The 19,462-nt window shown below is 67.1% G+C and carries 23 protein-coding genes and 1 pseudogene; 12 read left to right on the top strand and 12 right to left on the bottom strand.

Annotated features, from left to right (window positions below; translation table 11 throughout):
• Window position 1: 1 nt before the first annotated feature.
• Window positions 2-925, bottom strand: a complete 924-nt coding sequence (locus Q9R14_RS07935; protein ID WP_161638832.1) for an Hsp33 family molecular chaperone — start codon at window positions 923-925, stop codon at window positions 2-4.
• A gap of 185 nt (window positions 926-1,110) precedes the next feature.
• On the opposite strand from Q9R14_RS07935, the gene Q9R14_RS07930 reads away from it, so the two are divergent.
• From Q9R14_RS07930 to Q9R14_RS07920, 4 genes and pseudogenes are all read left to right on the top strand, one after another.
• Complete coding sequence (locus Q9R14_RS07930) at window positions 1,111-1,650, top strand: hypothetical protein (protein ID WP_306004060.1); 540 nt, start codon at window positions 1,111-1,113, stop codon at window positions 1,648-1,650.
• 121 nt (window positions 1,651-1,771) lie between these two features.
• Window positions 1,772-2,299 (top strand): annotated as a pseudogene (locus Q9R14_RS16385) (HAD family hydrolase); the annotation flags it as partial.
• A gap of 120 nt (window positions 2,300-2,419) precedes the next feature.
• Window positions 2,420-3,664, top strand: coding sequence for a phosphoglycerate dehydrogenase (gene serA / locus Q9R14_RS07925; RefSeq protein ID WP_371929786.1), 1,245 nt, complete (start codon window positions 2,420-2,422; stop codon window positions 3,662-3,664).
• A gap of 114 nt (window positions 3,665-3,778) precedes the next feature.
• Window positions 3,779-5,581 carry an autotransporter domain-containing protein gene (locus Q9R14_RS07920; protein ID WP_306004058.1) on the top strand — a complete coding sequence of 601 codons (1,803 nt, stop codon included), beginning with the start codon at window positions 3,779-3,781 and terminating at the stop codon, window positions 5,579-5,581.
• Between the two features lie 22 nt (window positions 5,582-5,603).
• Here the strand turns inward: Q9R14_RS07920 and Q9R14_RS07915 are convergent, their stop codons facing one another.
• Window positions 5,604-6,167, bottom strand: coding sequence for a GGDEF domain-containing protein (locus Q9R14_RS07915; protein WP_306004057.1), 564 nt, complete (start codon window positions 6,165-6,167; stop codon window positions 5,604-5,606).
• Between the two features lie 183 nt (window positions 6,168-6,350).
• Here Q9R14_RS07915 and purE point away from each other — a divergent pair, with 183 nt between their 5' ends.
• Genes purE through Q9R14_RS07895 form a run of 4 tightly spaced genes read left to right on the top strand, consistent with a single transcriptional unit; the run spans window position 6,351 to window position 8,443 of the window.
• Window positions 6,351-6,842 carry a 5-(carboxyamino)imidazole ribonucleotide mutase gene (gene purE / locus Q9R14_RS07910; protein ID WP_242078324.1) on the top strand — a complete coding sequence of 164 codons (492 nt, stop codon included), beginning with the start codon at window positions 6,351-6,353 and terminating at the stop codon, window positions 6,840-6,842.
• On the top strand, window positions 6,843-7,925 hold the full coding sequence (locus tag Q9R14_RS07905; RefSeq protein ID WP_306004056.1) for a 5-(carboxyamino)imidazole ribonucleotide synthase: 1,083 nt from the start codon (window positions 6,843-6,845) through the stop codon (window positions 7,923-7,925).
• 42 nt (window positions 7,926-7,967) lie between these two features.
• Window positions 7,968-8,192, top strand: coding sequence for a hypothetical protein (locus Q9R14_RS07900; protein WP_039245321.1), 225 nt, complete (start codon window positions 7,968-7,970; stop codon window positions 8,190-8,192).
• A 2-nt stretch (window positions 8,193-8,194) separates the two neighbouring features.
• Complete coding sequence (locus Q9R14_RS07895) at window positions 8,195-8,443, top strand: hypothetical protein (RefSeq protein ID WP_306004055.1); 249 nt, start codon at window positions 8,195-8,197, stop codon at window positions 8,441-8,443.
• Here the strand turns inward: Q9R14_RS07895 and Q9R14_RS07890 are convergent.
• Window positions 8,440-9,087, bottom strand: a complete 648-nt coding sequence (locus Q9R14_RS07890; RefSeq protein WP_306004054.1) for a COQ9 family protein — start codon at window positions 9,085-9,087, stop codon at window positions 8,440-8,442. The two genes, Q9R14_RS07895 and Q9R14_RS07890, sit on opposite strands and share 4 nt — an antisense overlap.
• Window positions 9,088-9,275: 188 nt before the next feature.
• Here Q9R14_RS07890 and rpsU point away from each other — a divergent pair, with 188 nt between their 5' ends.
• Entirely contained in the window at window positions 9,276-9,518 is a 243-nt protein-coding gene (rpsU, locus tag Q9R14_RS07885; protein ID WP_026108547.1) for a 30S ribosomal protein S21, read from the top strand.
• A gap of 284 nt (window positions 9,519-9,802) precedes the next feature.
• Here the strand turns inward: rpsU and Q9R14_RS07880 are convergent, their stop codons facing one another.
• From Q9R14_RS07880 to Q9R14_RS07850, 7 genes are all read right to left on the bottom strand, one after another.
• A complete protein-coding gene (locus Q9R14_RS07880) occupies window positions 9,803-11,161 on the bottom strand; it encodes an ABC transporter permease (protein WP_306004053.1) in 1,359 nt (452 codons plus the stop codon).
• Window positions 11,158-12,105, bottom strand: coding sequence for an ABC transporter ATP-binding protein (locus tag Q9R14_RS07875; RefSeq protein WP_306004052.1), 948 nt, complete (start codon window positions 12,103-12,105; stop codon window positions 11,158-11,160). Before Q9R14_RS07875 ends, Q9R14_RS07880 begins: the two co-directional genes overlap by 4 nt.
• 74 nt (window positions 12,106-12,179) lie before the next feature.
• Window positions 12,180-14,066, bottom strand: coding sequence for a CocE/NonD family hydrolase (locus Q9R14_RS07870; protein ID WP_306004051.1), 1,887 nt, complete (start codon window positions 14,064-14,066; stop codon window positions 12,180-12,182).
• 67 nt (window positions 14,067-14,133) lie between these two features.
• Window positions 14,134-14,775, bottom strand: a complete 642-nt coding sequence (locus Q9R14_RS07865) for a M23 family metallopeptidase (protein ID WP_045810279.1) — start codon at window positions 14,773-14,775, stop codon at window positions 14,134-14,136.
• 169 nt (window positions 14,776-14,944) lie between these two features.
• Entirely contained in the window at window positions 14,945-15,169 is a 225-nt protein-coding gene (locus tag Q9R14_RS07860) for a YdcH family protein (protein WP_017505991.1), read from the bottom strand.
• A gap of 50 nt (window positions 15,170-15,219) precedes the next feature.
• A complete protein-coding gene (locus Q9R14_RS07855) occupies window positions 15,220-15,684 on the bottom strand; it encodes a TIGR02444 family protein (protein WP_306004050.1) in 465 nt (154 codons plus the stop codon).
• Complete coding sequence (locus Q9R14_RS07850; protein ID WP_306004049.1) at window positions 15,681-16,283, bottom strand: UbiX family flavin prenyltransferase; 603 nt, start codon at window positions 16,281-16,283, stop codon at window positions 15,681-15,683. Before Q9R14_RS07850 ends, Q9R14_RS07855 begins: the two co-directional genes overlap by 4 nt.
• Window positions 16,284-16,399: 116 nt before the next feature.
• Here Q9R14_RS07850 and Q9R14_RS07845 point away from each other — a divergent pair, with 116 nt between their 5' ends.
• Window positions 16,400-16,573: a YdcH family protein gene (locus Q9R14_RS07845; RefSeq protein ID WP_306004048.1), complete on the top strand. Its 174-nt coding sequence runs from the start codon at window positions 16,400-16,402 to the stop codon at window positions 16,571-16,573.
• A 72-nt stretch (window positions 16,574-16,645) separates the two neighbouring features.
• Here the strand turns inward: Q9R14_RS07845 and Q9R14_RS07840 are convergent, their stop codons facing one another.
• Complete coding sequence (locus Q9R14_RS07840) at window positions 16,646-17,311, bottom strand: DUF1013 domain-containing protein (RefSeq protein ID WP_039245300.1); 666 nt, start codon at window positions 17,309-17,311, stop codon at window positions 16,646-16,648.
• 220 nt (window positions 17,312-17,531) lie between these two features.
• Here Q9R14_RS07840 and Q9R14_RS07835 point away from each other — a divergent pair, with 220 nt between their 5' ends.
• Entirely contained in the window at window positions 17,532-18,137 is a 606-nt protein-coding gene (locus Q9R14_RS07835) for a beta/gamma crystallin-related protein (RefSeq protein WP_295239916.1), read from the top strand.
• Here the strand turns inward: Q9R14_RS07835 and Q9R14_RS07830 are convergent.
• A complete protein-coding gene (locus tag Q9R14_RS07830; RefSeq protein ID WP_306004047.1) occupies window positions 18,134-19,105 on the bottom strand; it encodes an NAD(P)H-quinone oxidoreductase in 972 nt (323 codons plus the stop codon). The genes Q9R14_RS07835 and Q9R14_RS07830 overlap by 4 nt on opposite strands.
• A gap of 88 nt (window positions 19,106-19,193) precedes the next feature.
• On the opposite strand from Q9R14_RS07830, the gene Q9R14_RS07825 reads away from it, so the two are divergent.
• Window positions 19,194-19,397, top strand: coding sequence for a DUF1192 domain-containing protein (locus tag Q9R14_RS07825; RefSeq protein ID WP_055754990.1), 204 nt, complete (start codon window positions 19,194-19,196; stop codon window positions 19,395-19,397).
• Window positions 19,398-19,462 lie beyond the last annotated feature (65 nt).

Genomic DNA, 19,462 nt, shown 5'->3' with positions numbered 1-19,462 from the left:
TTCAGATTTGCTCTGCGACCACTTCTTCGGGGTCCAGCGCATAGACCGTGGCGCAGTATTCGCAGGTGACGCGGATCTTGCCGTCGTCTTCCAGCATCTCGGCGCGCTCGGCCGGATCGAACGAGGCCAGGACCGAGGTGATCCGTTCGCGTGAGCAACGGCAGACGGCCGTCAGTTCTCGCGCGCCCTCCAGCCGCACGCCGTCCTCGTGGAACAGGCGGAACAGCAGCGTCTCGGGCGAGATCGTCGGATCGACCAGCTCGTCATCGCCCAGCGTGCCGAACAGGGCTCGCGTGCGGTCCCAGACTTCTTCGGTCGAGCCGCGGGCCTCGTCGCCGGCGATGATCTGGATCATCGCGCCGCCGGCGCGCCATTGCGATCCGGCCTCGGTCTGAACCTGGCCGACGGCCAGACGCACCTTGGTCGGCACCTGTTCTGACTGCTGGAAATAGTGTTCGGCCGCCAGCGACAGGCTTTCGCCCTCGATCGGCGTGATGCCTTGGGTGCGCTCGAAGTCCGGGCCGCGATCCAGCGTCATGATGAAGACGCCCTGGCCCAGCAGCGAGCGGGCGCCGGGGCGGGCGAACCCCTGCGACGCCTCGGCGACCTCAGCCTCGTCATAGCGGCAATAGCCGCGCAGCGATCCGTCGGTGCCGTAATCGGCGACGACATAGCGGACGGGGCCGTCGCCCTGCGCCTGGACCAAAAGCCGACCCTCGAACTTCAGGCTGGAGCCGATCAGGGCCGCCAGCGCGCAGGCCTCGCCCAACAGTGCGGCGACCGGCTCGGGATAGGCGTGGGCGGCCAGGATCTTGTCGATGGTCGCGCCCAGGCGAACCAGGCGACCGCGCACGGGCCAGCCTTCGATCTGGAAGGCGGCGGCCAGATCGTCGGAAACGGGAATGTTTGGCGCGTGATCGGTCACGGCGAGGTCCTTTGGGGCGTCATTTGGGGATCGCGGCTATGTAGGCGCCCGCAAGCGACTTGATAAGGGGGCTAATCCGCTGGGTCTGGGAGGGCGACGGAACCGATTTCGGCGCGGATCGCTCTTTTGGCTCAAGCGGAGCCGTCGCTCCGTTCACGACGCCAATAACTGAAGAGGTTCCGCCGATGATCCGCGACATCGATCCGATCGAAGAGATTCGCAAACACCCCGGCATCACCGCCGGCAGCCTCCTAGCGGTCGCCCTCGGCGCCGTCGCCGTCGTCTATCTGACGCAACGCAGCGGTCCCACCCGTTACCAGCGCATCAAGTCGCGCATCGACCCGCGCGGGTGGGTCGATACATCCGAACTGCGAGACCGTTTTCACGACGCCGTCGACGCCTTCCGCCATCGGGCCGAGGATGTCGGTGAACGCGCCGGCTCCTTTTCGCGCGACGCCCGCCACCGTGCTGCCGACGCCGCCTATGACGTGCGCGACCGCGCCGACGACTGGTTCCGTTCGGCCCGCAAAGACGGCAAGAAGGCGTTGAAGAAGCATGGCAAGACGGCGCGCCGCTATGCTGACGACGCCGGTCAATATGCGCGTGATCACGCCCGCGAAGGCGGCGCGCTGCTGGCGGTGGCGACCATCGCCGCAGCTGTCGGCGCAGCCGTGCTCGAAAGCCGTCGTCCCGACAGCCACGTGCGCCGCATCGCGCGCTTCTGACATTTTCGTGCCGCCCGCCCGGTGAAAATCCTGGCGGGCGGCAAACTTTTAGCGCATCTGCCCACAGTGAGCAGTATCGCTCGGCTTTGCCGCAGGCGCGAAGGCCGCTAAGACGCCGCCCATGAGCGCGCGCCCGACACTGATCTTCGACTTCGATTCGACCCTGGTCGATTTCGAGACCCTGGAAGCCCTGGCTGATATCGCCCTGGCCGACGCGCCGGGCGCAGCCGATACCCGCGCCCAGATTGCCGCCCTAACGGATCAGGCCATGGCCGGAGAGATCGAATTCGGCGAGGCTTTGCGTCGCCGTCTGGCGCTCCTGCCGCTGACCCGCGCCCATGTCGTCGCCTTGGCCCAGAGCGCGTCGGATCGCCTGACTGCGTCGGTACGGCGCAACCTGAACTTCTTCCAGCAGAACAAGGGCAAGGTCGTCATCCTCTCCGGCGGCTTCCGTGAGGTGATCGCGCCCGTCGCCGAAGAGCTGGGCGTCTCGCCCGATCGCGTGCTGTGCAACGACCTGATCTACGACGCCGACGACCGCGTGGTCGGCGTGGACGACGCCAACCCTCTGTCTCACGCCAACGGCAAGCCGACCGCCATTCACGGCCTGAACCTGTCGGGTCGCGTCGTCATGGTGGGCGACGGCTGGAACGACGCCGAGGTCAAGATCGCGGGCGCGGCCGACGCCTTCTACGCCTTCACCGAGGTCGTCCGTCGTGCGCCGGTGGTCCAGGTCGCCGACGCCGAGGCTGCATCGCTCGACGAGGTGCTGCATGCCGAAGGCCTTGTCGGCCGCTGGTCCTTCCCGCGCAGTCGCATGAAGATGCTGCTCCTGGAAAACATCCACCCCGCCGCTGTCGAGCGGCTGGAGGAGGCGGGCTATTCGGTCGAAACCCAGAAGGGCGCGCTGGACGAGGACGATCTGATCGCGGCCATCAAGGGCGTCCATGTGTTGGGTATCCGCTCCAAGACCACGGTCAGCCGCCGCGTGCTGGAACAGGCCGATCGGCTGATGGCCGTCGCGGCCTTCTGCATCGGCACCAACCAGATCGATCTGGACGCGGCCTCGGATCACGGCGTGGCGGTGTTCAACGCCCCCTATTCGAACACTCGTTCGGTAGTCGAACTGGCCATCGGCCTGATGATCGTCCTGATGCGCGACGTTCCGGACAAGTCGGCGGCCATGCACGTCGGCAAGTGGAACAAGTCCGCCACCGGCTCCAAGGAGCTGCGCGGCAAGACCTTGGGCATCGTCGGCTACGGCGCGATCGGCAGCCAGTTGTCGGTATTGGCTGAAAACCTGGGCATGCGGGTGCTGTTCTACGACCTGTCCGAGCGCTTGGCCCTGGGCAATGCGCGCCGCATGCGCTCGCTGGATGCGCTGCTGGCCGAAAGCGACGTGGTCACCCTGCATGTCGATGGCCGCAAGGAGAACGCCAACATCTTCGGCGCGGCCCAGTTCGGCCGGATGAAGGAAGGCGCGCTGTTCCTGAACCTGGCGCGCGGCCATGTGGTCGATGTCGGCGCCCTGTCCCAGGCGATCGGCTCGGGCCGGGTCGCCGGCGCCGCCGTCGATGTCTTCCCCGAGGAGCCGCGCACCAACGCCGACCCCTTCGAGAGCCCGCTTCAGGGCCTGCCCAACATGATCCTGACGCCGCACATTGGCGGCTCGACCGAAGAGGCGCAGGAGGCCATCGCCGAGTTCGCGGCCGAACGCCTGCTGGGCTATCTGAACCGAGGCGACACGACCTTCAGCGTCAACCTGCCCAACGTCCAGCTGTCCGAAGTTTCGGGCGCCCACCGCATCCTGCATATCCACAGGAACCAGCCGGGCGTGCTGGCCGAACTGAACCGCGCCTTGGCGTCGGCGGGCCTGAACATCTTGGGCCAGCACCTGAAAACGGACGAGCGCACGGGCTATGTCATCACCGATGTGGACCGCGACTACGACCCGGAGGCGCTGCGTGAACTCAAGACCGTGCCGGGCACGCTGAAGTTCCGCACGTTGCAGTGATACGTCGCTCGCAAATATCTTCTCAAAGCTGACCTCGCGGCATCTTGCGCTCTGCGCGAACTGGCGCATCCTCACGTCGAACGGCCGCGCAACGACGGCTGCGGGAGGATATTTATGTCACGCTTCATCACCGGCGGCGCCGTCGCTGCCTTGGCGCTCGCCGCCTGCGCCTTTGCCGGCTCGGCCTCGGCCCAGACCTACAACCGTCTCGTCGTCTTCGGCGACAGCCTCAGCGACAACGGCAACCTCTATCTGATCTCGAGCGGAACCCAGCCGCCGTCGCCGCCCTATGCGCGCCGCTTCTCGAACGGTCCGACCTTCGTTGAACTGCTGGGCTTCAACGCCGCCAACTTCAACGGCTCGGTCACGGGCAGCATCAACTACGCCTTTGGCGGCTCGCGCACTGACTCCTCGGCCGGCGTACCGTTCGGCATGTTGAACCAGCTGTCGCGCTACACCGCCGCGGGCGGCCGGTTCAGCTCGACGGATCTGGTCAGCGTCCTGGGCGGCGCAAACGACATCTTCCAGGGCCTGCCCGCCGCCGGCGCTTCCGCCAGCCCGGTCGCCGCCATCACTCCGGTCGCCACGACCGCCGCCGCCAATATCAACAGCCTGGTCAACACCGTGGCGGGCGCGGGGGCCGGGACCATCCTGGTCACCAACCTGCCCAAACTCAGCCTGACGCCTCAGTTCCGCGGCACGACCGCCGCGCCTCTGGCCGACTTCGCCGTCACCACCTTCAACACCGCGCTCCAGACAAATCTGACCGCCACGGCCGCCGCCCGCCCAGGTAGCAACATCATCATGATGGACTTGTACAAGATCGGCGACACCCTGGCCGGCAATCCGGGCCTGTTCGGCATCACCAACATCACACAGCCCTGCTTTAACGGCGCAACGGTCTGTACGAACCCCGACAGCTACTTCTACTTCGATGGCGTCCACCCGACCGCAGCGGGTCACCGGATCATCGCCCAGCTGGCGACCGACTATCTCTACTATGGCGACATCGGCGCCCAATCGACCTTGCAGGGTGAGACGACCTATCGTCACCGCGAGGACGCCCTGGACGCCGCCGGCGAGGCCCTGTCGGGTCGTCAGCCGTGGGAGGCCGGCGTGTCCGTCACCACCTCGGCCCTGATCGACAGCGTCGACACCGACGCGCGCGGCTCGGTCACCAGTTCGTCCAGCGACGGCTGGGGCGCCCGCATCGCGCTTGAGGCCGGCCCCTCGGCCAACTGGCGCTTCGGTCTGGCCGGCACGGCGCGCAACACCGACGTCGAAAGCCAGGCGCTGCAGTTCAACGTCGAAAGCTTCGGCCTGGACGTCTATGGCGGCTGGCGCTCGGGCGATGTCTTCGTCAACGCCGCCGTCGGCGTGGCGCGCGACAACATCGACGACATCGAACGCACCACCAGCCTGGCGCCGATCGTCCACACCGCCGAAACCCGCGCGCTCAGCAGCGGCGCGCGTCTGCAAGGCGGCATGTGGTTCGACATGGGCGGCGTCGCCCTGTCGCCCCGCGCCGCCCTGGCCTACGTCTCCAGCGACGTGGACGGCTATTACGAACAGGGCGTCGGCGCCCAGTATCAATACGGCGACCGCACCGTGAAGGCCTTGACCGGCGAGGTCGCCCTGCGCGCCGAGGCGGAAATGGGCGGGTTCGGCCTGTTCGCCGAGGGCGGCTACCGCGACGCCCTGGACGACAGCTCCGATCCGGTGCGCGTCGGTCTCTACAACAACCCGGCCCAGGTGCTGTCGCGCGAGATCGACGATCCGTTCGGCGGCCAGTTCTTGGCCTCGGCCGGCGTCGAGGGGTCGGTCGGGCCGGTCAAGGTGACGGTCGGCTATCGCGGCCGCTTCGGCGACCACGCCGACAGCCACATGGGCGGCATTCAGCTGAAACTGCCGCTTTAAGCGGCAGGGGCGGGAAGGGGCCTCAGCGCCCCTTCTTCCTCACCCACATGGCGGCGTCGGCCTCGGTCAGCCAGACCTCGGCGTCCGCATGGCCGTCCCAGGCGCGCACCCCGAACGAGCCGCCCAGTTCGGTCTTCTGGCCGTCCCAGACGAAGCCTTCGGTCTTCAGCGCCTCGGCCAGCTGACGCGCCTTGGCCCGGCCCTCTTCATATCCCGCGTGCAACATCAGCAGGGCGAACTCGTCGCCGCCCAGCCGGCCGACTGCGTCCGACTCACGCAGATTGGCCAGGAACAGCTCCGCCACCGCGACAAGGGCCGCATCGCCGGCCGCATGGCCCAGGCTGTCGTTGACGCTCTTGAACCCGTCCATATCCAGATACAGCAGCACCGCCGGCACCCCGTGCCGCTGGCAATAAGCCATGGTCCGCTGCATCGCCGTGATGAAGCCGCGCCGGTTCAGGGCGGGGGTCAGCACATCGTGGTCGGCGGCGGCCTCGGCGGCCGCGGCGCGCGTCTTCCACGCTTCCAGCTCGACGCGCAGGCGCGCGATCTCGGCGGTCAGGTCGTGTTCGGCCACGTCGGTCACGGCGCAGGGTTGGCTCCGAAGGCGCGACTCAGTCTGCGTCGCGCGGTCGAACGATGGTAGAGCGTGATCCGCCGACATTGAAGGCCGACATTACGGGCCGACGCGGCTGAAATCACGGTGTTGCGGTTGCGGGCGTCACCGGCGTGCTGTAACCGGCGCCTTTCCGCGAGGGGCCTTGCAGACATGGCGACTTCCGAAACCCCGGTGGCGATCATCATGGGCAGCCGGTCCGACTGGCCGACCATGAAGCTGGCCGCCGATCGCCTGGATCAATTGGGCGTCGCCTGGGACGCCAAGGTCGTCAGCGCCCACCGCACGCCCCAACGCCTGGTCGATTTCGCCACGGGCGCCAAGGCCGCCGGCTACAAGGTCATCATCGCTGGAGCAGGGGGCGCCGCCCATCTGCCGGGCATGGCCGCCTCCATGACCGAACTGCCGGTGCTGGGCGTGCCGGTTCAGTCCAAGGCGCTGAAGGGCATGGATAGCCTGCTGTCGATCGTGCAGATGCCGGCGGGCGTTCCAGTCGCCACCCTGGCCATTGGCGAGGCGGGGGCCGCCAACGCCGGCATCCTAGCCGCTCAGATACTGGCCCTGTCGGACGAAGAGTTGGCCGGACGCCTGGCCGCCTTCCGCGCCGCCCAGACCGAATCCGTCGCAGAAACCGTCGAGGACTGAGTGCCTGATCTTCCGCTTCCCCCCGGTTCGACCCTCGGCATCATCGGCGGAGGCCAACTGGGCCGGATGCTGAGCCAGGCCGCCTCGCGCCTGGGCTTCGACGTCGTGATCCTGGACCCCGAGGCCGACAGCCCGGCCGGCCGGGTCTCGGCGCGCCAGATCGTCGCCGCCTATGACGACCCCAAGGCCCTGTCGGCGCTGGGCCGCGCCGCCGACGTCGTCACCTTCGAGTTCGAGAACGTGCCGGCCGAATCCGTCGAGCGCTTGGCCGAGGCCGGCGCCCTCGTCGCGCCGGGACCGACGGCGCTTCGCGTGTCGCAGGACCGGGTGGACGAAAAGACCTTCCTGAACGCCGTCGGCGCCCCGACGGTCGCCTTCGCCGTCGTCGATACGCTGGACGATCTGGTCGTCGGCCTAACGGAACTGGGCCTGCCCGCCCTCCTGAAGACCCGCCGCGAAGGCTATGACGGCAAGGGTCAGGTCTGGATCCACGCCATCGAGGACGCGCCCGCCGCCCTGGAAAGCTTGGGGGGGCGTCCGGCCATCCTGGAGGCCAAGGCGACCTTCGTGCGCGAACTGTCGGTCATCGCCGCCCGCGACTGGGACGGCCATATGGCGGTCTATCCGCTGGGCGAGAACCGGCACGAAGGCGGCGTCCTGCGCACCACCCTGGCCCCTGCCGCCGTGGATGAGAAGACGCAGGTTCGCGCCCGCGCCATCGCCGAGGCGATCTTGGACGGGCTGGACTACGTCGGCGTTCTGGGCGTCGAACTGTTCGACCTCGGCGACGACGTGCTTCTGGTCAACGAGATCGCCCCGCGCGTTCACAACACCGGCCACTGGACCCAGGACGGCTGCGTCTGCGACCAGTTCGAACAGCATATCCGCGCCGTCGCCGGCTGGCCGCTCGGCCCCACGACGGCCCACGCCCGCATCGAAATGACCAATCTGCTGGGCGACGAGGTCGAGGACTGGCGCAAGCTGTCGGCCAAGTCCGACGAACGCCTTCACCTCTACGGCAAGGCCGAGGCCCGCCCCGGCCGCAAGATGGCGCATGTGAACCGGGTGCTCGGCGTCGTTTGATATTTGAGTTGCGCTGAACGCAACTTGCGTCATGGTTGATCCATGTCGCTGTCGCTGATGCTGTCACTCGCGCTTCTGCTGGTCACCTCCGCTGCTGGAGTGATCGGCGCGCTCAGTCCCCGTCGGTCGTCGCGTGTCGGTGCGTTTGGCGTGTCTTTGGCCGCGGCCGCCGTGGTCTTGATTGTAGCGAGCGTGGATCTTGGTGGACGCTTGGGAAAAGACGCCGCCGAGCGTGATAATCGGTCGGCAATCACCAAGAGCGTCTGAACATGAACACCCCGATGGTTCTGTTTATGATGGCGATGGCATTGGCCCTGATCAGTGCATCGGCGGCTGCCTACAGCGCGCCCGCAGACCCAAGGGCCTCAAACGGGGGTCGCTCACGTGTGCTGGCAGGCGCGATACTTGGCGTCGCGGTTCTGATCCTGGGCGTCGGGGTCTACCAACTCGGCCATCAATCGGGTCGCGATCAGGCGCTGCGTGACAATCGCGCCGAGCTTCGCTCCGCCAAGGTCTAGGCCTTCGCCCCATACCGCATGCGGCTCAGCGCGTCGCTGACCTTTCGGAATGGCGCGTCGAAGTCCTTGCCCGCCTTCCACTTCTCGAAGGCCATGACGTTTTCGATCCGGCGGGCGACGAAAGCCTCGGCCGTTTCGCGGCCGTCGAACCAGCGCATGGTCAGGGCGGGAATCAGGATGGCCGACAGGATGGTCCGCTTCGAATAGTGATTCCAGTCGGTCGCCTCGTCCCCGGCCCAGCGCCACAGATGATCCGCGCTCTCCCAGGCCAGTTTCAGCCCCAGGTCGGCGTTGATGGGCAGGGCCAGAAAGGCGGCGCAGCGACGCGTGGCCTCCAGATCGGCGGCGCCCGCCTCCATCCGTTCGGACACGGCGCGCGCGATTCGCTCGCGAATCTTCAGCGACTTGGCGTCGATTTCACCCAGAGCCGTCAGCGCTCGCGCATCATGGCGACGCGACAGCAGGGCCGCCAGATCGCGCGCGCCGTTGGGCAGCAGCAGTTCCTCGTCGCCCTGCGACAGCCCGCACGCCTCGCAGGCTTCGCGCACCAGACGCGCGTTCCAGCCCAAGGCGGGCGCGCGGGTGATGGCGGCGTCCAGCACGGTCTGTTCGGTCCGGTCGGCCCAGTCTGTCGTCTCGGTCATGAGGGCGATCATACGCCGGTCGTCATGGCGTTTCGAGCCTTGAAGAATGGTCGCGACGATCTGGACAGAAGGGGGCGGCTCGTGTATCAGCGCGCCTTCATCCGAGAGCCCGGCTGTCGGAAGACGATTTTATTTTGTTCGCCCGTCTCCCTCACAGGACGCGGCGGGCGGCCAAAGGAGAGTTTAACCTGGTTCAGATTTTCGTTCGCGACAACAACGTCGACCAAGCGCTGAAAGCCCTGAAGAAGAAGATGCAGCGCGAGGGCAGCTTCCGTGAAATGAAGCGCCACGTGCACTTCGAGAAGCCCTCGGAAAAGCGCGCCCGTCAGAAGGCTGAAGCCATCCGTCGCGCCCGCAAGCTGGCGCGCAAGCGCATGCAGCGCGAGGGCCTGCTGCCCGCGCCGAAGCCGCGCGTCCCCGGCGGTCGTTAAGACCCCGGCGAAAGCCGAAAGATTTAAGGCCGCTTCCTCTGGGAAGCGGCCTTTTTCTTGTTTGCTCTCTGCGCAGCTGGGAGGGGACTTCAATCCCCTTTCGTCATTCCGGGCTAAGCGTAGCGCAGACCCGGAACCCAGCGGCGCGCGTTAGCGCGAACCTGTCGCGGATGCGATCTTTCCCCAATCTGCGAGGGAGATATCGCCTTCGGCGCCGCTGGGTTCCCCGGTCTTCGCCGCGAAGATGCGGCTTGCCGGGGAATGACGAAAGACAAGATTTCCGCCTACGCCCGCCCGGTGATGGCCCGGCCAAAGCTCTTCCAGCTCAGCTTCACGTCCGACAGCGCCCCGGCGCGGAAGGCCCGCCCGGCGATCCACACCATGAAGGCGGCGGTCGCGAACATGCCGATCAGCGTCAGAATCACCTCCACCAGCGGCGGATCGCTGGGCGCGCGGGCGCTCATCAGGAAGGGGGTGAAGAAGGGAATCCAGGACAGCACCTTGACCACCGGCGCATCCGGGCTGGTCAGGGCCATCTGCATCACCAGGATAGGCACGACCAGGATCATCATGATCGGCCCCATCAGGGTCTGGGCGTCGCGCGGCGTCTCGCAGAAGGCCCCGATGGCGGCGAACAGCACCGCATACATCAGGTAGCCGCCGACCATATAAGCAATGAAATAGAAGATCAGGCCGTCGTGCAGCAGCACCTGTCCGACCGTCGCCGCCGTCTCGGGCGAGGCCGAGATCAGGGTGAAGGCGCCGATCCCGCCCCAGACCCCCATGACCGTCAGGGTCAGCAGCGCCACGCCCAGCACCTTGCCTGTCAGGATTTCGGTCGCCGAGGCCGAGGACAGAAGCACCTCTAGGATCTTGTTCGACTTCTCCTCCATCACGCTGTTCAGCAGGATGGAGGCGCCGGTGATGACCAGCGACCACAAGAGGAAGCCGACGCCCAGGCCGATGAAGGACGGGATCCGGTCACGCATCGACACCTCGCCACCGCTGGCCGCGCTGGGCGAGAAGGACTTCACCTCAGGCCGGAAGGTCTGAACCTCCTGCGCCACGGCGGGGGCGACCCCGGCGGCGGTCAGAAGTTCGGTGCGCCGGGCATCGCGCAGGGCGTTGCGGACGAAGCCTGAGACGTCGTTGTCGGTGGCGCGCGCGGTCCAGACCTGGGCGGCGGGCTTCCCATCCGTGCGGCTCAAGAACACCACGGCGTCGAGGCGCCTGGCCTTGGAGGTCTGTTTGTCCAGCGCCTTGCGGATCGCCTCGTCACGCGGCGGGCCGACGGCGTCGGCGATGGCGGGCGGTGCGTCGACCAGACGGATCTTGGGGCCGGTGATGGAGGCGACGGCGCGCCCGGCGCCCGCCTGTCCCTTTTCGGCGGCTTCGCGCAGGCGCTCGTTCTGACGATCCACATCGGCTTGCAGAGAGGCGCGCACGGCGGCGGCCAGCCCCGTCGCATTGGGGCCTTCCTCTATCACCGCCACCGACTTGATCGGCTCGGAGGCCTTGATCAGCGCCGGAATGCCGCCGCCCAGCACGGCGAACAGCGGAAAGGCAAGAAGCGACAGCCAGAAGCCGACGGTCTTGGCGTAGGCGACATATTCGCGTCGCGCGATCAGCAGGGTGCGGTTCATCGGGCAGCCTCCACGGATGCGACGGGTTGGTCGGGATGGTCGCCGGTCAGGCCGATGAAGGCGTCGTGCAGCGTCGGCTCCTTCAGCGCGAAGCCGCGCACGTCCAGCCCGTTCAGGAAGGCCGTCTTCAACGTGTCTTGGCCCCCGGCGCCGGGCGCCAGGGCGATTTTCAGGCGACGCACGCCATCCACGTCGGACAGGGTCTCGACGCCGGCGACGCCGGGCAGGGCGGCGGCGGCGTCTGCGCTGATCGCGCCGTCCAGATCCAGAAAGCGCGGCGAGGTGGCCTTGGCCTGATCCACCGTCCCCTCGAACGCCTTCTTGCCGCGCGCCAGCAGCACGACCTTGTCGCACAGCCGCTCGGCATGCTGCATCACGTGGGTGGAGAACAGCACCGTGGCGCCGTTCGCCGCCAGCCCGCGAATCATCGCCTCCAGGCCCTGCTGGTTCATCGGGTCCAGACCGGAGAAGGGCTCGTCCAGGATGACGAACTCCGGCTGATGCACGACCGAGGCGATCAGCTGCACCTTCTGCGCCATGCCCTTGGACAGCTCCTTCATCTTCTTCTTCTGCGCCTCGCCCAGCCCCTGCTGCTCCAGCAGGGTCTTGGCGCGCTTGCGGCCCTCGGCGACCGGCAGGCCTTTCAGCGCTCCGAAGAAGGCGATGGCCTCGACCGGCGTCATCTTCTTGTAGAGACCGCGTTCCTCGGGCAGGAAACCGATCCGATCGCGCACCTTGCGCCCGTCGTCGGCGCCCAGGATCTCGATCCGCCCCGACGTCGCCGGCTGCAACCCAAGGATCATCCGCAGGGTCGAGGTCTTGCCCGCCCCGTTCGGCCCCAGAAAGCCGCAGATCGACCCCTTCTCGACCTGAAAACTCAGATCGCGCACGGCGTGGAAATCGCCGTATCGCTTGTTCACCCCATCCAGCGTCAACGCCGCCATGTCGCCTCCCAAATCCCTGTCGTCAGCCTAGAATCCGACGACAGGGGACGCCAGCGACTTCGGCGCAGGGGCGCCTATTTCACCACAGGCAGGTCGATGTAGGAGGCGTCGTCACCCGCGTGATGGATGGCGTTGTCGGCGACCACGCCCTGGCTCTCGGTCTCGTTTGGTCCGCCCGTGTTCAGGTTGCGCACGAACTTGGGGAAGTTGGAGCTGGTGACTTCGACCCGGATGCGGTGACCCGGCTGGAAGGTGTTGCTGATGGTCAGCGGCGTGGGCTGCACGGTCGCCACCTGGCCCGGCGTCAGAGGCGCGGGGCGGTCATAGCCGTTGCGATAACGCGCCCGCATGATGGTGTCGCCCAGAATATAGGCTGTGCCGTCCGGCGCCACGTCCACCAGCTTGACCGCGAAATCGGTGTCGGGTGCAGAGGACGACACCTTCAGCACCGCATCGATGAAGCCGGTGACCTGCATCGGCTCGGTCAGCGCCTCCGACGTATAGACCAGCACATCGTTGCGCGCCTCGATCGGCCGCTGATCGAAGGCCCCGGCCGTGACCAGCCCGCCATTGCAGCAATCGCCGCCGCCGATGGTCTGGACCGGGTTCATCGGATCATAGCGATAGCGGTCGGCCGGCTCGCCGGCGGGCGGCGCCTGAAGGCTTAGCAGGCCGTCGCCATTCAGGCTGTTGGCCGCACCGCCCGAGCGCAGATACATCCGCACCGTCTTGACCCCGGCCGGCGGCCACTGCGCGGCCGTGCGCCAGGCGTTTTCGCCCATGTTGAAATACTGCACGTGCGGCGTGCTCTCGGGGAAGGCGCGGCGCTCGCCCTTCAGCCAGCGGTCGAACCAGGCGTGCACCAGGGCGTCGCTGTCGAAGGTGGCGTCGCCTAGCGGGCGGTCGCCCGACTTGTAGTTCGGCCCCAGGCCCGCAAAGGCGCAGTGGTTGTTGGGGCCGACCACGACGTACTGGTTCTCGGCCGCCTCGCGATCCTGTGTCGTGGATCGGGCGTGGTTGAACAGCTCCATGTTCGGGCCAATGGAGACGTCATACCAGCTGTTGAACCACAGCGAGGGCACGCCCCAGCCCATGTCGTCGTGATACAGGCCGCCCTGACGCCAGGCCGGATCGGACGGGGTGCGCGCGATCAGCTCCTCGAACGTGCCGGCCGGCTCCCCCAGGTCCTTCAGCATGTCATTGACCGGCAGATGCCGGATCTGGCTGGGCCAGTTCACATCCGGCTTCTTGGCGTCCAGATCGTTGTAGCGGACGATCCGAGCGCGGGTTTCCTGGTCGATGTCCATCGGGATCTGGGCGCGCTGCGGATTGTCCACACCGTACAACCACACAAAGAACAGGTTGCGCGGCACGCCCCCGGTGTACCAGTTGCCCTGTTCCTGGAACCGGCCGACCTTGCCGATGCCGGCGCCCGAGGCCTGGGGCACCATGGCGGCGTGGGCGGGGTGGTTTTGGGCCGCCAGGGCCAGCTGCCATTCGGCGGAGGACGAACAGCCCAGGGTGCCGACCTTTCCATTCGACCAGGGCTGGGCCGCAATCCACGTCAGGGCGTCATAGCCGTCGGTCTGTGGATAGCCCAGGATCTGATAGTCGCCACCCGAGAAATACCGTCCCCGCTCGTTCTGGATGACGAAGGCATAGCCCTTGCTGACCCAACTCAGGGCCGAGCGCGTGGTGCGGGCGTTGTAGGCCAGCTCGTTATAGGGCGTGCGGACGAACACGGTCGGCAAGGGGCCGGACGCGTTCTTGGGGCGATAGACATTGGTGGCCAGTCCCACGCCGTCGCGCATTGGCACCATGACCGCCATCTGCACATCCGCCAGTCGCGACAGCTCGGTCTGTGCGGCGGCGTCGCTGTATCGCCCATAGTCCTGCGCCGAGGCGGCGATGGGCGTTGCGGCCAACAGGCCCGCGACGACGGCGGCGACGATCTTGTTCATATTCATCCCTCCCAGAACGAGAGGGGACACTAGGACGTTTGCAGCGCCCGTCGCAACGTAATGCGCGTCAGGCCTTGGCCTTCACCGTCACTTCGAAATGGCGATCGACCACCTTGGTCGGATTGACCTGCGCGCCGCCGCGACGGACCTCGAAATGCAGGTGCGGGCCGGTGGAATAGCCCGTGGAGCCGACCAGACCGATGCGCTGACCGGGCGCGACCGCATCGCCGTTCGCGACATCGATCCGGCTGAGGTGGCCGTACAGGGTGCTCATGCCGTTGGGGTGGCGCACCTCGATGAAGTTGCCATAGCCCTCGGGGTCATAGCCCGTGCGGATGACTTCGCCCTCGGCGGCGGTGAAGACGGTCGTGCCCTTCGGCGCGGCGATATCCACGCCCTTGTGCGCGCGCGCCTTGGCTTCGATGGCCAGTTTGCGCAGGCCGAACGGCGAGTTGATCGCATAGCCGCGCACCGGGGCGGTGAAGGCGATCTGGCGCGTGATCGGACCTGCCTTCTCGACCTCGGCCTTCAGGGGCGGCGACACCGGCGCGGCGATCTGGGTCGGCGGCGGCAAGGCGGCCTCGCGCGCGGCATTTGGCGCGGCGGCGGCGGCGAAAACGGCCACGGCGGCGAAGGCGGCCGTCTGGCCGGAGTGGATCAACAGGGTCTTGCAACGCGCCATCGGCGCGTTGGATAGCAGGCGTCGCATTCGGCGGCCTCTCCAGCGTCTCTACGCTCTGGAATGAAGGAAGCGGCGCCCCGACAGCGCACGGCGTTCCGTGGGAGGGCGGCTTATGCCTGCGGGCTTTGGCGACTTTGGGGCTAGGGCAGGGCGGCGGATGGTCGCAGGGGCGGAACCCGCCCTCCGCCCGGCCAAATCAGGCGATGATATCGGGCAGGATGCGGTCTTCCAGCTTCACGATCTCGTCCTTCAGCGCCAGCTTCTTGCGCTTCAGCCGGGCGATCATCAGCTGATCGGGAATGGCGGCCTGACCCAGGGCTTCTATCGAGGCGTCCAGGTCGGCGTGTTCCTGCCGCAGATGGTTCACCCGCGCCTGAAGCTCGGCCATTTCCTCAGTGATGGCAGGCGTGTCGTCGTTCATCGTGTCATCTCCACGCCGCTCGTCTCAGGCCGCTTATAGCCACGCTGATCTCAGGTCGGAAGGGCGTCTGCGAGCCGGATCAGGGCAGGACGCGGGGTGACGTCCGCCCACATCCGGGCGGTGGCCGCCAGGCCGTCTATGATCGGGCGGGCCGGCCCGCCGGGTTCGGGCGCCAGCGCCTCCAGCGCGTCCAGCAAATGCCGCTCCGCCTCCAGCTCCAGCGCCTTGATGCGGTTGCGCACGCTTTCGCGCGGGCCGTCGTCGATGTCGGGCACCGGCGCCTTCAGTATCCGCCGCACCGAACGCAGCGGGGCGACCACGACGCTGTCCCAGGCCCGGGCGGTGTCGCAAGCCGCCTCGATCGTCTCTTCGTCGGGTTTTCGGCCCGTCGCCGCGACCCAGGCGGACCACAGCAGCACGGGCACGTTCTGGTCGTGGCTGTCCTGCAGTGCCAGACACGCCTCACCAACCCCGGGCGCGCTATAGGCGGCGACCGCCCAGTCCCACAGCCTCATGACTTCAGGCCTTCCCAGCGCCGCACCGCGCCCCAATCCAGGCCGAACAGGTCCAGCGTCCGCCCCACCGACTGATCGACCATCTCCATGATCGAGCTCGGCCGGGCGTAAAGCGCGGGGAGGGGCGGGGCGATGGTCGCGCCCATTTCGGCCAAGGCGGTCATGGTGCGCAGGTGGCCCAGGTGGAACGGCGTTTCGCGCACCATCAGCACCAGCGGTCGCCGCTCCTTCAGCGTCACGTCCGCCGCCCGCGTCAGCAGGGTCGAGGTCACGCCCGTCGCGATCTCGCTCATCGTCTTGATCGAGCAGGGCGCCACGATCATGCCCAGGGTGCGGAACGAGCCAGAGGCGATCGTCGCCCCGACGTCGCCCAGCTTGTGAACCACCGACGCCTTGGCCGTCAGTTCGTCGGGCGACAGATCGGTCTCTTGCGACAATGTGAGCAGGGCGGCCTTGGTCACGACCAGATGGCTTTCGACGCCCAGATCGTTCAGCGCATCCAGCACCCGGGCGCCATAGACGGCGCCGGAAGCCCCTGAAATTCCGACCACCATTCGCGCGGGCGGGTTCGGTATGGCTCCGTTCACATCATCGTCCATTTTGGGGGTCAGCCTCCTTCGGGTCCGGGGCGACGGGCTGTCACTGGAAAGTGATTACACAGCGCGCCAAACCGGGCGCTCACTCTACTGGTCCCTAACCAAAGGAGGCGCAAGCCATGACCATCGAGGCTCGTATTCGCGAACTGGGTAATCGTCATCGCACCCTGGATGAGACCATCCAGAAGGAACTTACCCGCCCGTCCACGGGTCCGTTGCAGGTCAGGGCGCTGAAGCAGAAGAAGCTTCGGCTGAAGGAAGAAATCACCAGTCTGGAGGCGCGCGCGACATAGCGCCGACCTCCTGAAAACGACGACGGCCCCGGAGATCGCTCTCCGGGGCCGTTTTCGTTGTGCGAAGGCGGATCAGTCCTTGGTGCCGAACACCGATTCCGCCGTCGGCTCGGCGCCCGGACGTTGGCGGGCTTCCGGCACGAACTCGGGCTCGGCCTCGACCTGTTCGACGGGCTGGATCGTGCCGCCGCCGTTCTTCAGGTCGTCCTTGGCCTTCTTGTCGGCAGCCTTCTTGACGATCTCGTCCAGCGCCAGCTGGCCGACCAGGCCCAGCGTCACCGGGTCGACCGGCTTGATGTTGGCGCTGTTCCAGTGGGTGCGGTTGCGCACGCTCTCGATGGTGGACTTGGTCGTGCCCAGCATCTTGGCGATCTGGGCGTCCGTCACCTCGGGGTGGTTGCGCACGAACCAGGCGATCGCGTCGGGGCGATCTTGGCGGCGCGACACGGGCGTGTATTTCGGAGCCGGCTTGGCCGATTTCAGCAGTTCGGCGTGGCGGCTGACGATCGCCTTCATCCGGTAGTTTTCGTCACCCTGGGCCTTGTCCAGTTCTTCGCGGGTCAGCTGGCCGCCGGTGACGGGATCCACGCCACGGATATCGCGCGCCACGTCGCCGTCGGCGATGCCGCGGACTTCCAGCGGGTGCAGGCCGCAGAAGTCGGCGATCTGCTCGAAGCTGAGAGAGGTGTTGTCGACCAGCCAGACCGCAGTGGCCTTGGGCATCAGAATGTCGCTCATGGGGCGTTCGTCCCGGTGTTGTTGAGCCGCCGAAAGGGGCTTCGGCTGGCGTTGGATACGACGGCGCCCGGCCTTTCGACCGGGCGCGTATGATGCCGATATAGGCCTATTCGACACAAAAGAAAACGCTGACCGATAATCCCATACAGCAACGGTTCATCCGCCCTGACGCAACCTTCGCGGTAATGAAGCTTTTCAGCTTCGGGAGAGGAGAACCACCATGTCCATTCTGCTTGGCGCGGCTCTGGCCGCAGCGATGGCCTCGGGCCAGGACTATGCACAGCAACGCGTCGCCCCGCGCGGCGGCTACACCCAGTCGTGTTCGGAGGCCTATGTGAATCGCGGTCGTCTCTATGCCGATTGCCGCGATACCCGCGGCCGGATGCGCGGCACGTCGATCGAGCTGAACCGCTGCGGCGGCGAGGAGATCAACAACGACAACGGCCTGCTGGTCTGCGGGCGGTTCCGTGGCGATTATGAAGACAGCCAGCCCGGTCGTCCGGGCGGCGGCTGGGGCCCCGGCAACGGCGGCCCCGGCTGGGGCGGCGGCAATGGCGGCGGTTGGGGGCGGTCTTCGATCACCGTCTACGAGAACGCCAACTTCCGCGGCGCCTCGCGTGAGTTCACCAGCGAGGACCGCAACCTTGGTCGCACCCCGTTCAACGACCGCATCAGCTCGATGCGCGTGGAGGGCCGCTGGGAAGTCTGCACCGACGCCGAGTTCCGGGGCCGCTGCCGCATCGTCGAAGGCGATGTCCGTTTCCTGAACGGTGGTTTCAACGACAGCATCTCGTCGCTACGCCCCGTTCGCGGCGGACGCTACTAGACGCTCAGCACGATCTTGCCGATGTGCCCGCCGGCTTCCAACTCGGCGTGCGCATCGGCAGCCTGATCCAAAGCGAACACCGCCTGAACCGGCGGCTTCACCTTGCCGGATGCGACCCACGGCCAGGCGGTCGCCTCGACAGCCGCGGTCAGACGCGCCTTTTCGTCCGCCGGGCGGCTGCGCAGCGTCGATCCGGTCAGGGTCAACCGCTTCAGCATGATCCGCTGCAAATCCATCTCGACCTTGGGGCCGGTCAGGGAGGCGATGACCACCCAGCGCCCGCCGGCATTCAGACTGTTCAGGTTCAGGGCGGCGTAATCGCGCCCCACCATGTCCAGAACCACATCCGCGCCGCCCGCCTCGCGGATTTGCGCCTCCAGATCATCGCTCTTGGCGTCTAGGCTGATGTCCGCGCCCAGCGCCTTGGCGGCTGCGGCCTTGTCGGCCCCGCGTGAGGTGGCGATTACCCGGGCGCCGGCGGCCTTGGCCATCTGGATGGCCGTCACGCCGATGCCGCTGGTCGCACCATGGATCAGCAAGGTCTCGCCGGCCTTCAACGCGCCGCCCTCGAACACATTGGCGAAGACGGTGAAGATGGTTTCCGGCAGCACGGCCGCCTGCACGTAATCCAGACCCTCGGGGATCGGCAGGACATGACGCGCATTGACCACAGCCAACTCCGCATAGCCGCCGCCGCCCAGCAGGGCGCAGACCCGGTCGCCGACAGTCCAGCGCGTGACGCCCTCTCCGATGGCCTCGACTTCGCCGGCGATCTCAAGCCCCAGAATATCCGACGCACCGGGGGGAGGGGGGTAGGCGCCGGCGCGTTGCAGCAGGTCCGGCCGGTTCACACCCGCCGCCCGAACCCGGATCAGCACCTGACCCGGCCCGGCCACGGGATCGGGCCGTTCGGCGATCTTCAGGGCCTCGGCGGGTCCGGAACCGCCTTCGATTTCGATCACGCGCATCGCACTCGCCTTGCATTCGTCCGTATCCGGGCGTTCAGATAGGGACCGTGGACCGTCTTGGCCATGACAGCGCGAAAGGAAGGCGACGATGTTCGAAGATCTTGAACCCCGCCCGCAACGCGGCGAACCGCTGCGGGCCCTGTCACGCGAAGACCTGGATGTTTACGCCGTCGAGGATTTGCAGGAGCGGATCGCCGCGCTGGAGGCCGAGATCGCGCGCTCGCGCGCCGCGATCGAGACGAAACGCTCCAAGAAAAACGCCGCCGACGCCCTGTTCAACTTCGGTTCGTGATCGCGAATGATCCGCTGGCATGGCATGAGCGTTGCATCTTTCGTGCGAACGGCCCCGCCAGGCGC

The sequence above is a fragment of the Brevundimonas sp. C43 genome, from assembly GCF_030732185.1.
GTDB lineage: Bacteria > Pseudomonadota > Alphaproteobacteria > Caulobacterales > Caulobacteraceae > Brevundimonas > Brevundimonas diminuta_C.
Note: the sequence above shows the minus strand (reverse complement) of the source record. Positions and strands in the feature narration are given on the sequence as shown.

Excerpts from the sequence above, each read along its gene's own strand:
- Q9R14_RS07890 (WP_306004054.1), bottom strand. The coding sequence starts at position 9,087 with ATGACCGAGACGACAGACTGGGCCGACCGGACCGAACAGACCGTGCTG.
- Q9R14_RS07850 (WP_306004049.1), bottom strand. The coding sequence starts at position 16,283 with ATGGACGATGATGTGAACGGAGCCATACCGAACCCGCCCGCGCGAATG.
- Q9R14_RS07855 (WP_306004050.1), bottom strand. The coding sequence starts at position 15,684 with ATGAGGCTGTGGGACTGGGCGGTCGCCGCCTATAGCGCGCCCGGGGTT.
- Q9R14_RS07870 (WP_306004051.1), bottom strand. The coding sequence starts at position 14,066 with ATGAACAAGATCGTCGCCGCCGTCGTCGCGGGCCTGTTGGCCGCAACG.
- Q9R14_RS07860 (WP_017505991.1), bottom strand. The coding sequence starts at position 15,169 with ATGAACGACGACACGCCTGCCATCACTGAGGAAATGGCCGAGCTTCAG.
- Q9R14_RS07825 (WP_055754990.1), top strand. The coding sequence starts at position 19,194 with ATGTTCGAAGATCTTGAACCCCGCCCGCAACGCGGCGAACCGCTGCGG.
- Q9R14_RS07865 (WP_045810279.1), bottom strand. The coding sequence starts at position 14,775 with ATGCGACGCCTGCTATCCAACGCGCCGATGGCGCGTTGCAAGACCCTG.
- Q9R14_RS07930 (WP_306004060.1), top strand. The coding sequence starts at position 1,111 with ATGATCCGCGACATCGATCCGATCGAAGAGATTCGCAAACACCCCGGC.
- Q9R14_RS07900 (WP_039245321.1), top strand. The coding sequence starts at position 7,968 with ATGTCGCTGTCGCTGATGCTGTCACTCGCGCTTCTGCTGGTCACCTCC.
- purE (WP_242078324.1), top strand. The coding sequence starts at position 6,351 with ATGGCGACTTCCGAAACCCCGGTGGCGATCATCATGGGCAGCCGGTCC.
- Q9R14_RS07845 (WP_306004048.1), top strand. The coding sequence starts at position 16,400 with ATGACCATCGAGGCTCGTATTCGCGAACTGGGTAATCGTCATCGCACC.
- Q9R14_RS07840 (WP_039245300.1), bottom strand. The coding sequence starts at position 17,311 with ATGAGCGACATTCTGATGCCCAAGGCCACTGCGGTCTGGCTGGTCGAC.
- Q9R14_RS07895 (WP_306004055.1), top strand. The coding sequence starts at position 8,195 with ATGAACACCCCGATGGTTCTGTTTATGATGGCGATGGCATTGGCCCTG.
- Q9R14_RS07920 (WP_306004058.1), top strand. The coding sequence starts at position 3,779 with ATGTCACGCTTCATCACCGGCGGCGCCGTCGCTGCCTTGGCGCTCGCC.
- Q9R14_RS07830 (WP_306004047.1), bottom strand. The coding sequence starts at position 19,105 with ATGCGCGTGATCGAAATCGAAGGCGGTTCCGGACCCGCCGAGGCCCTG.
- Q9R14_RS07875 (WP_306004052.1), bottom strand. The coding sequence starts at position 12,105 with ATGGCGGCGTTGACGCTGGATGGGGTGAACAAGCGATACGGCGATTTC.
- Q9R14_RS07880 (WP_306004053.1), bottom strand. The coding sequence starts at position 11,161 with ATGAACCGCACCCTGCTGATCGCGCGACGCGAATATGTCGCCTACGCC.
- Q9R14_RS07835 (WP_295239916.1), top strand. The coding sequence starts at position 17,532 with ATGTCCATTCTGCTTGGCGCGGCTCTGGCCGCAGCGATGGCCTCGGGC.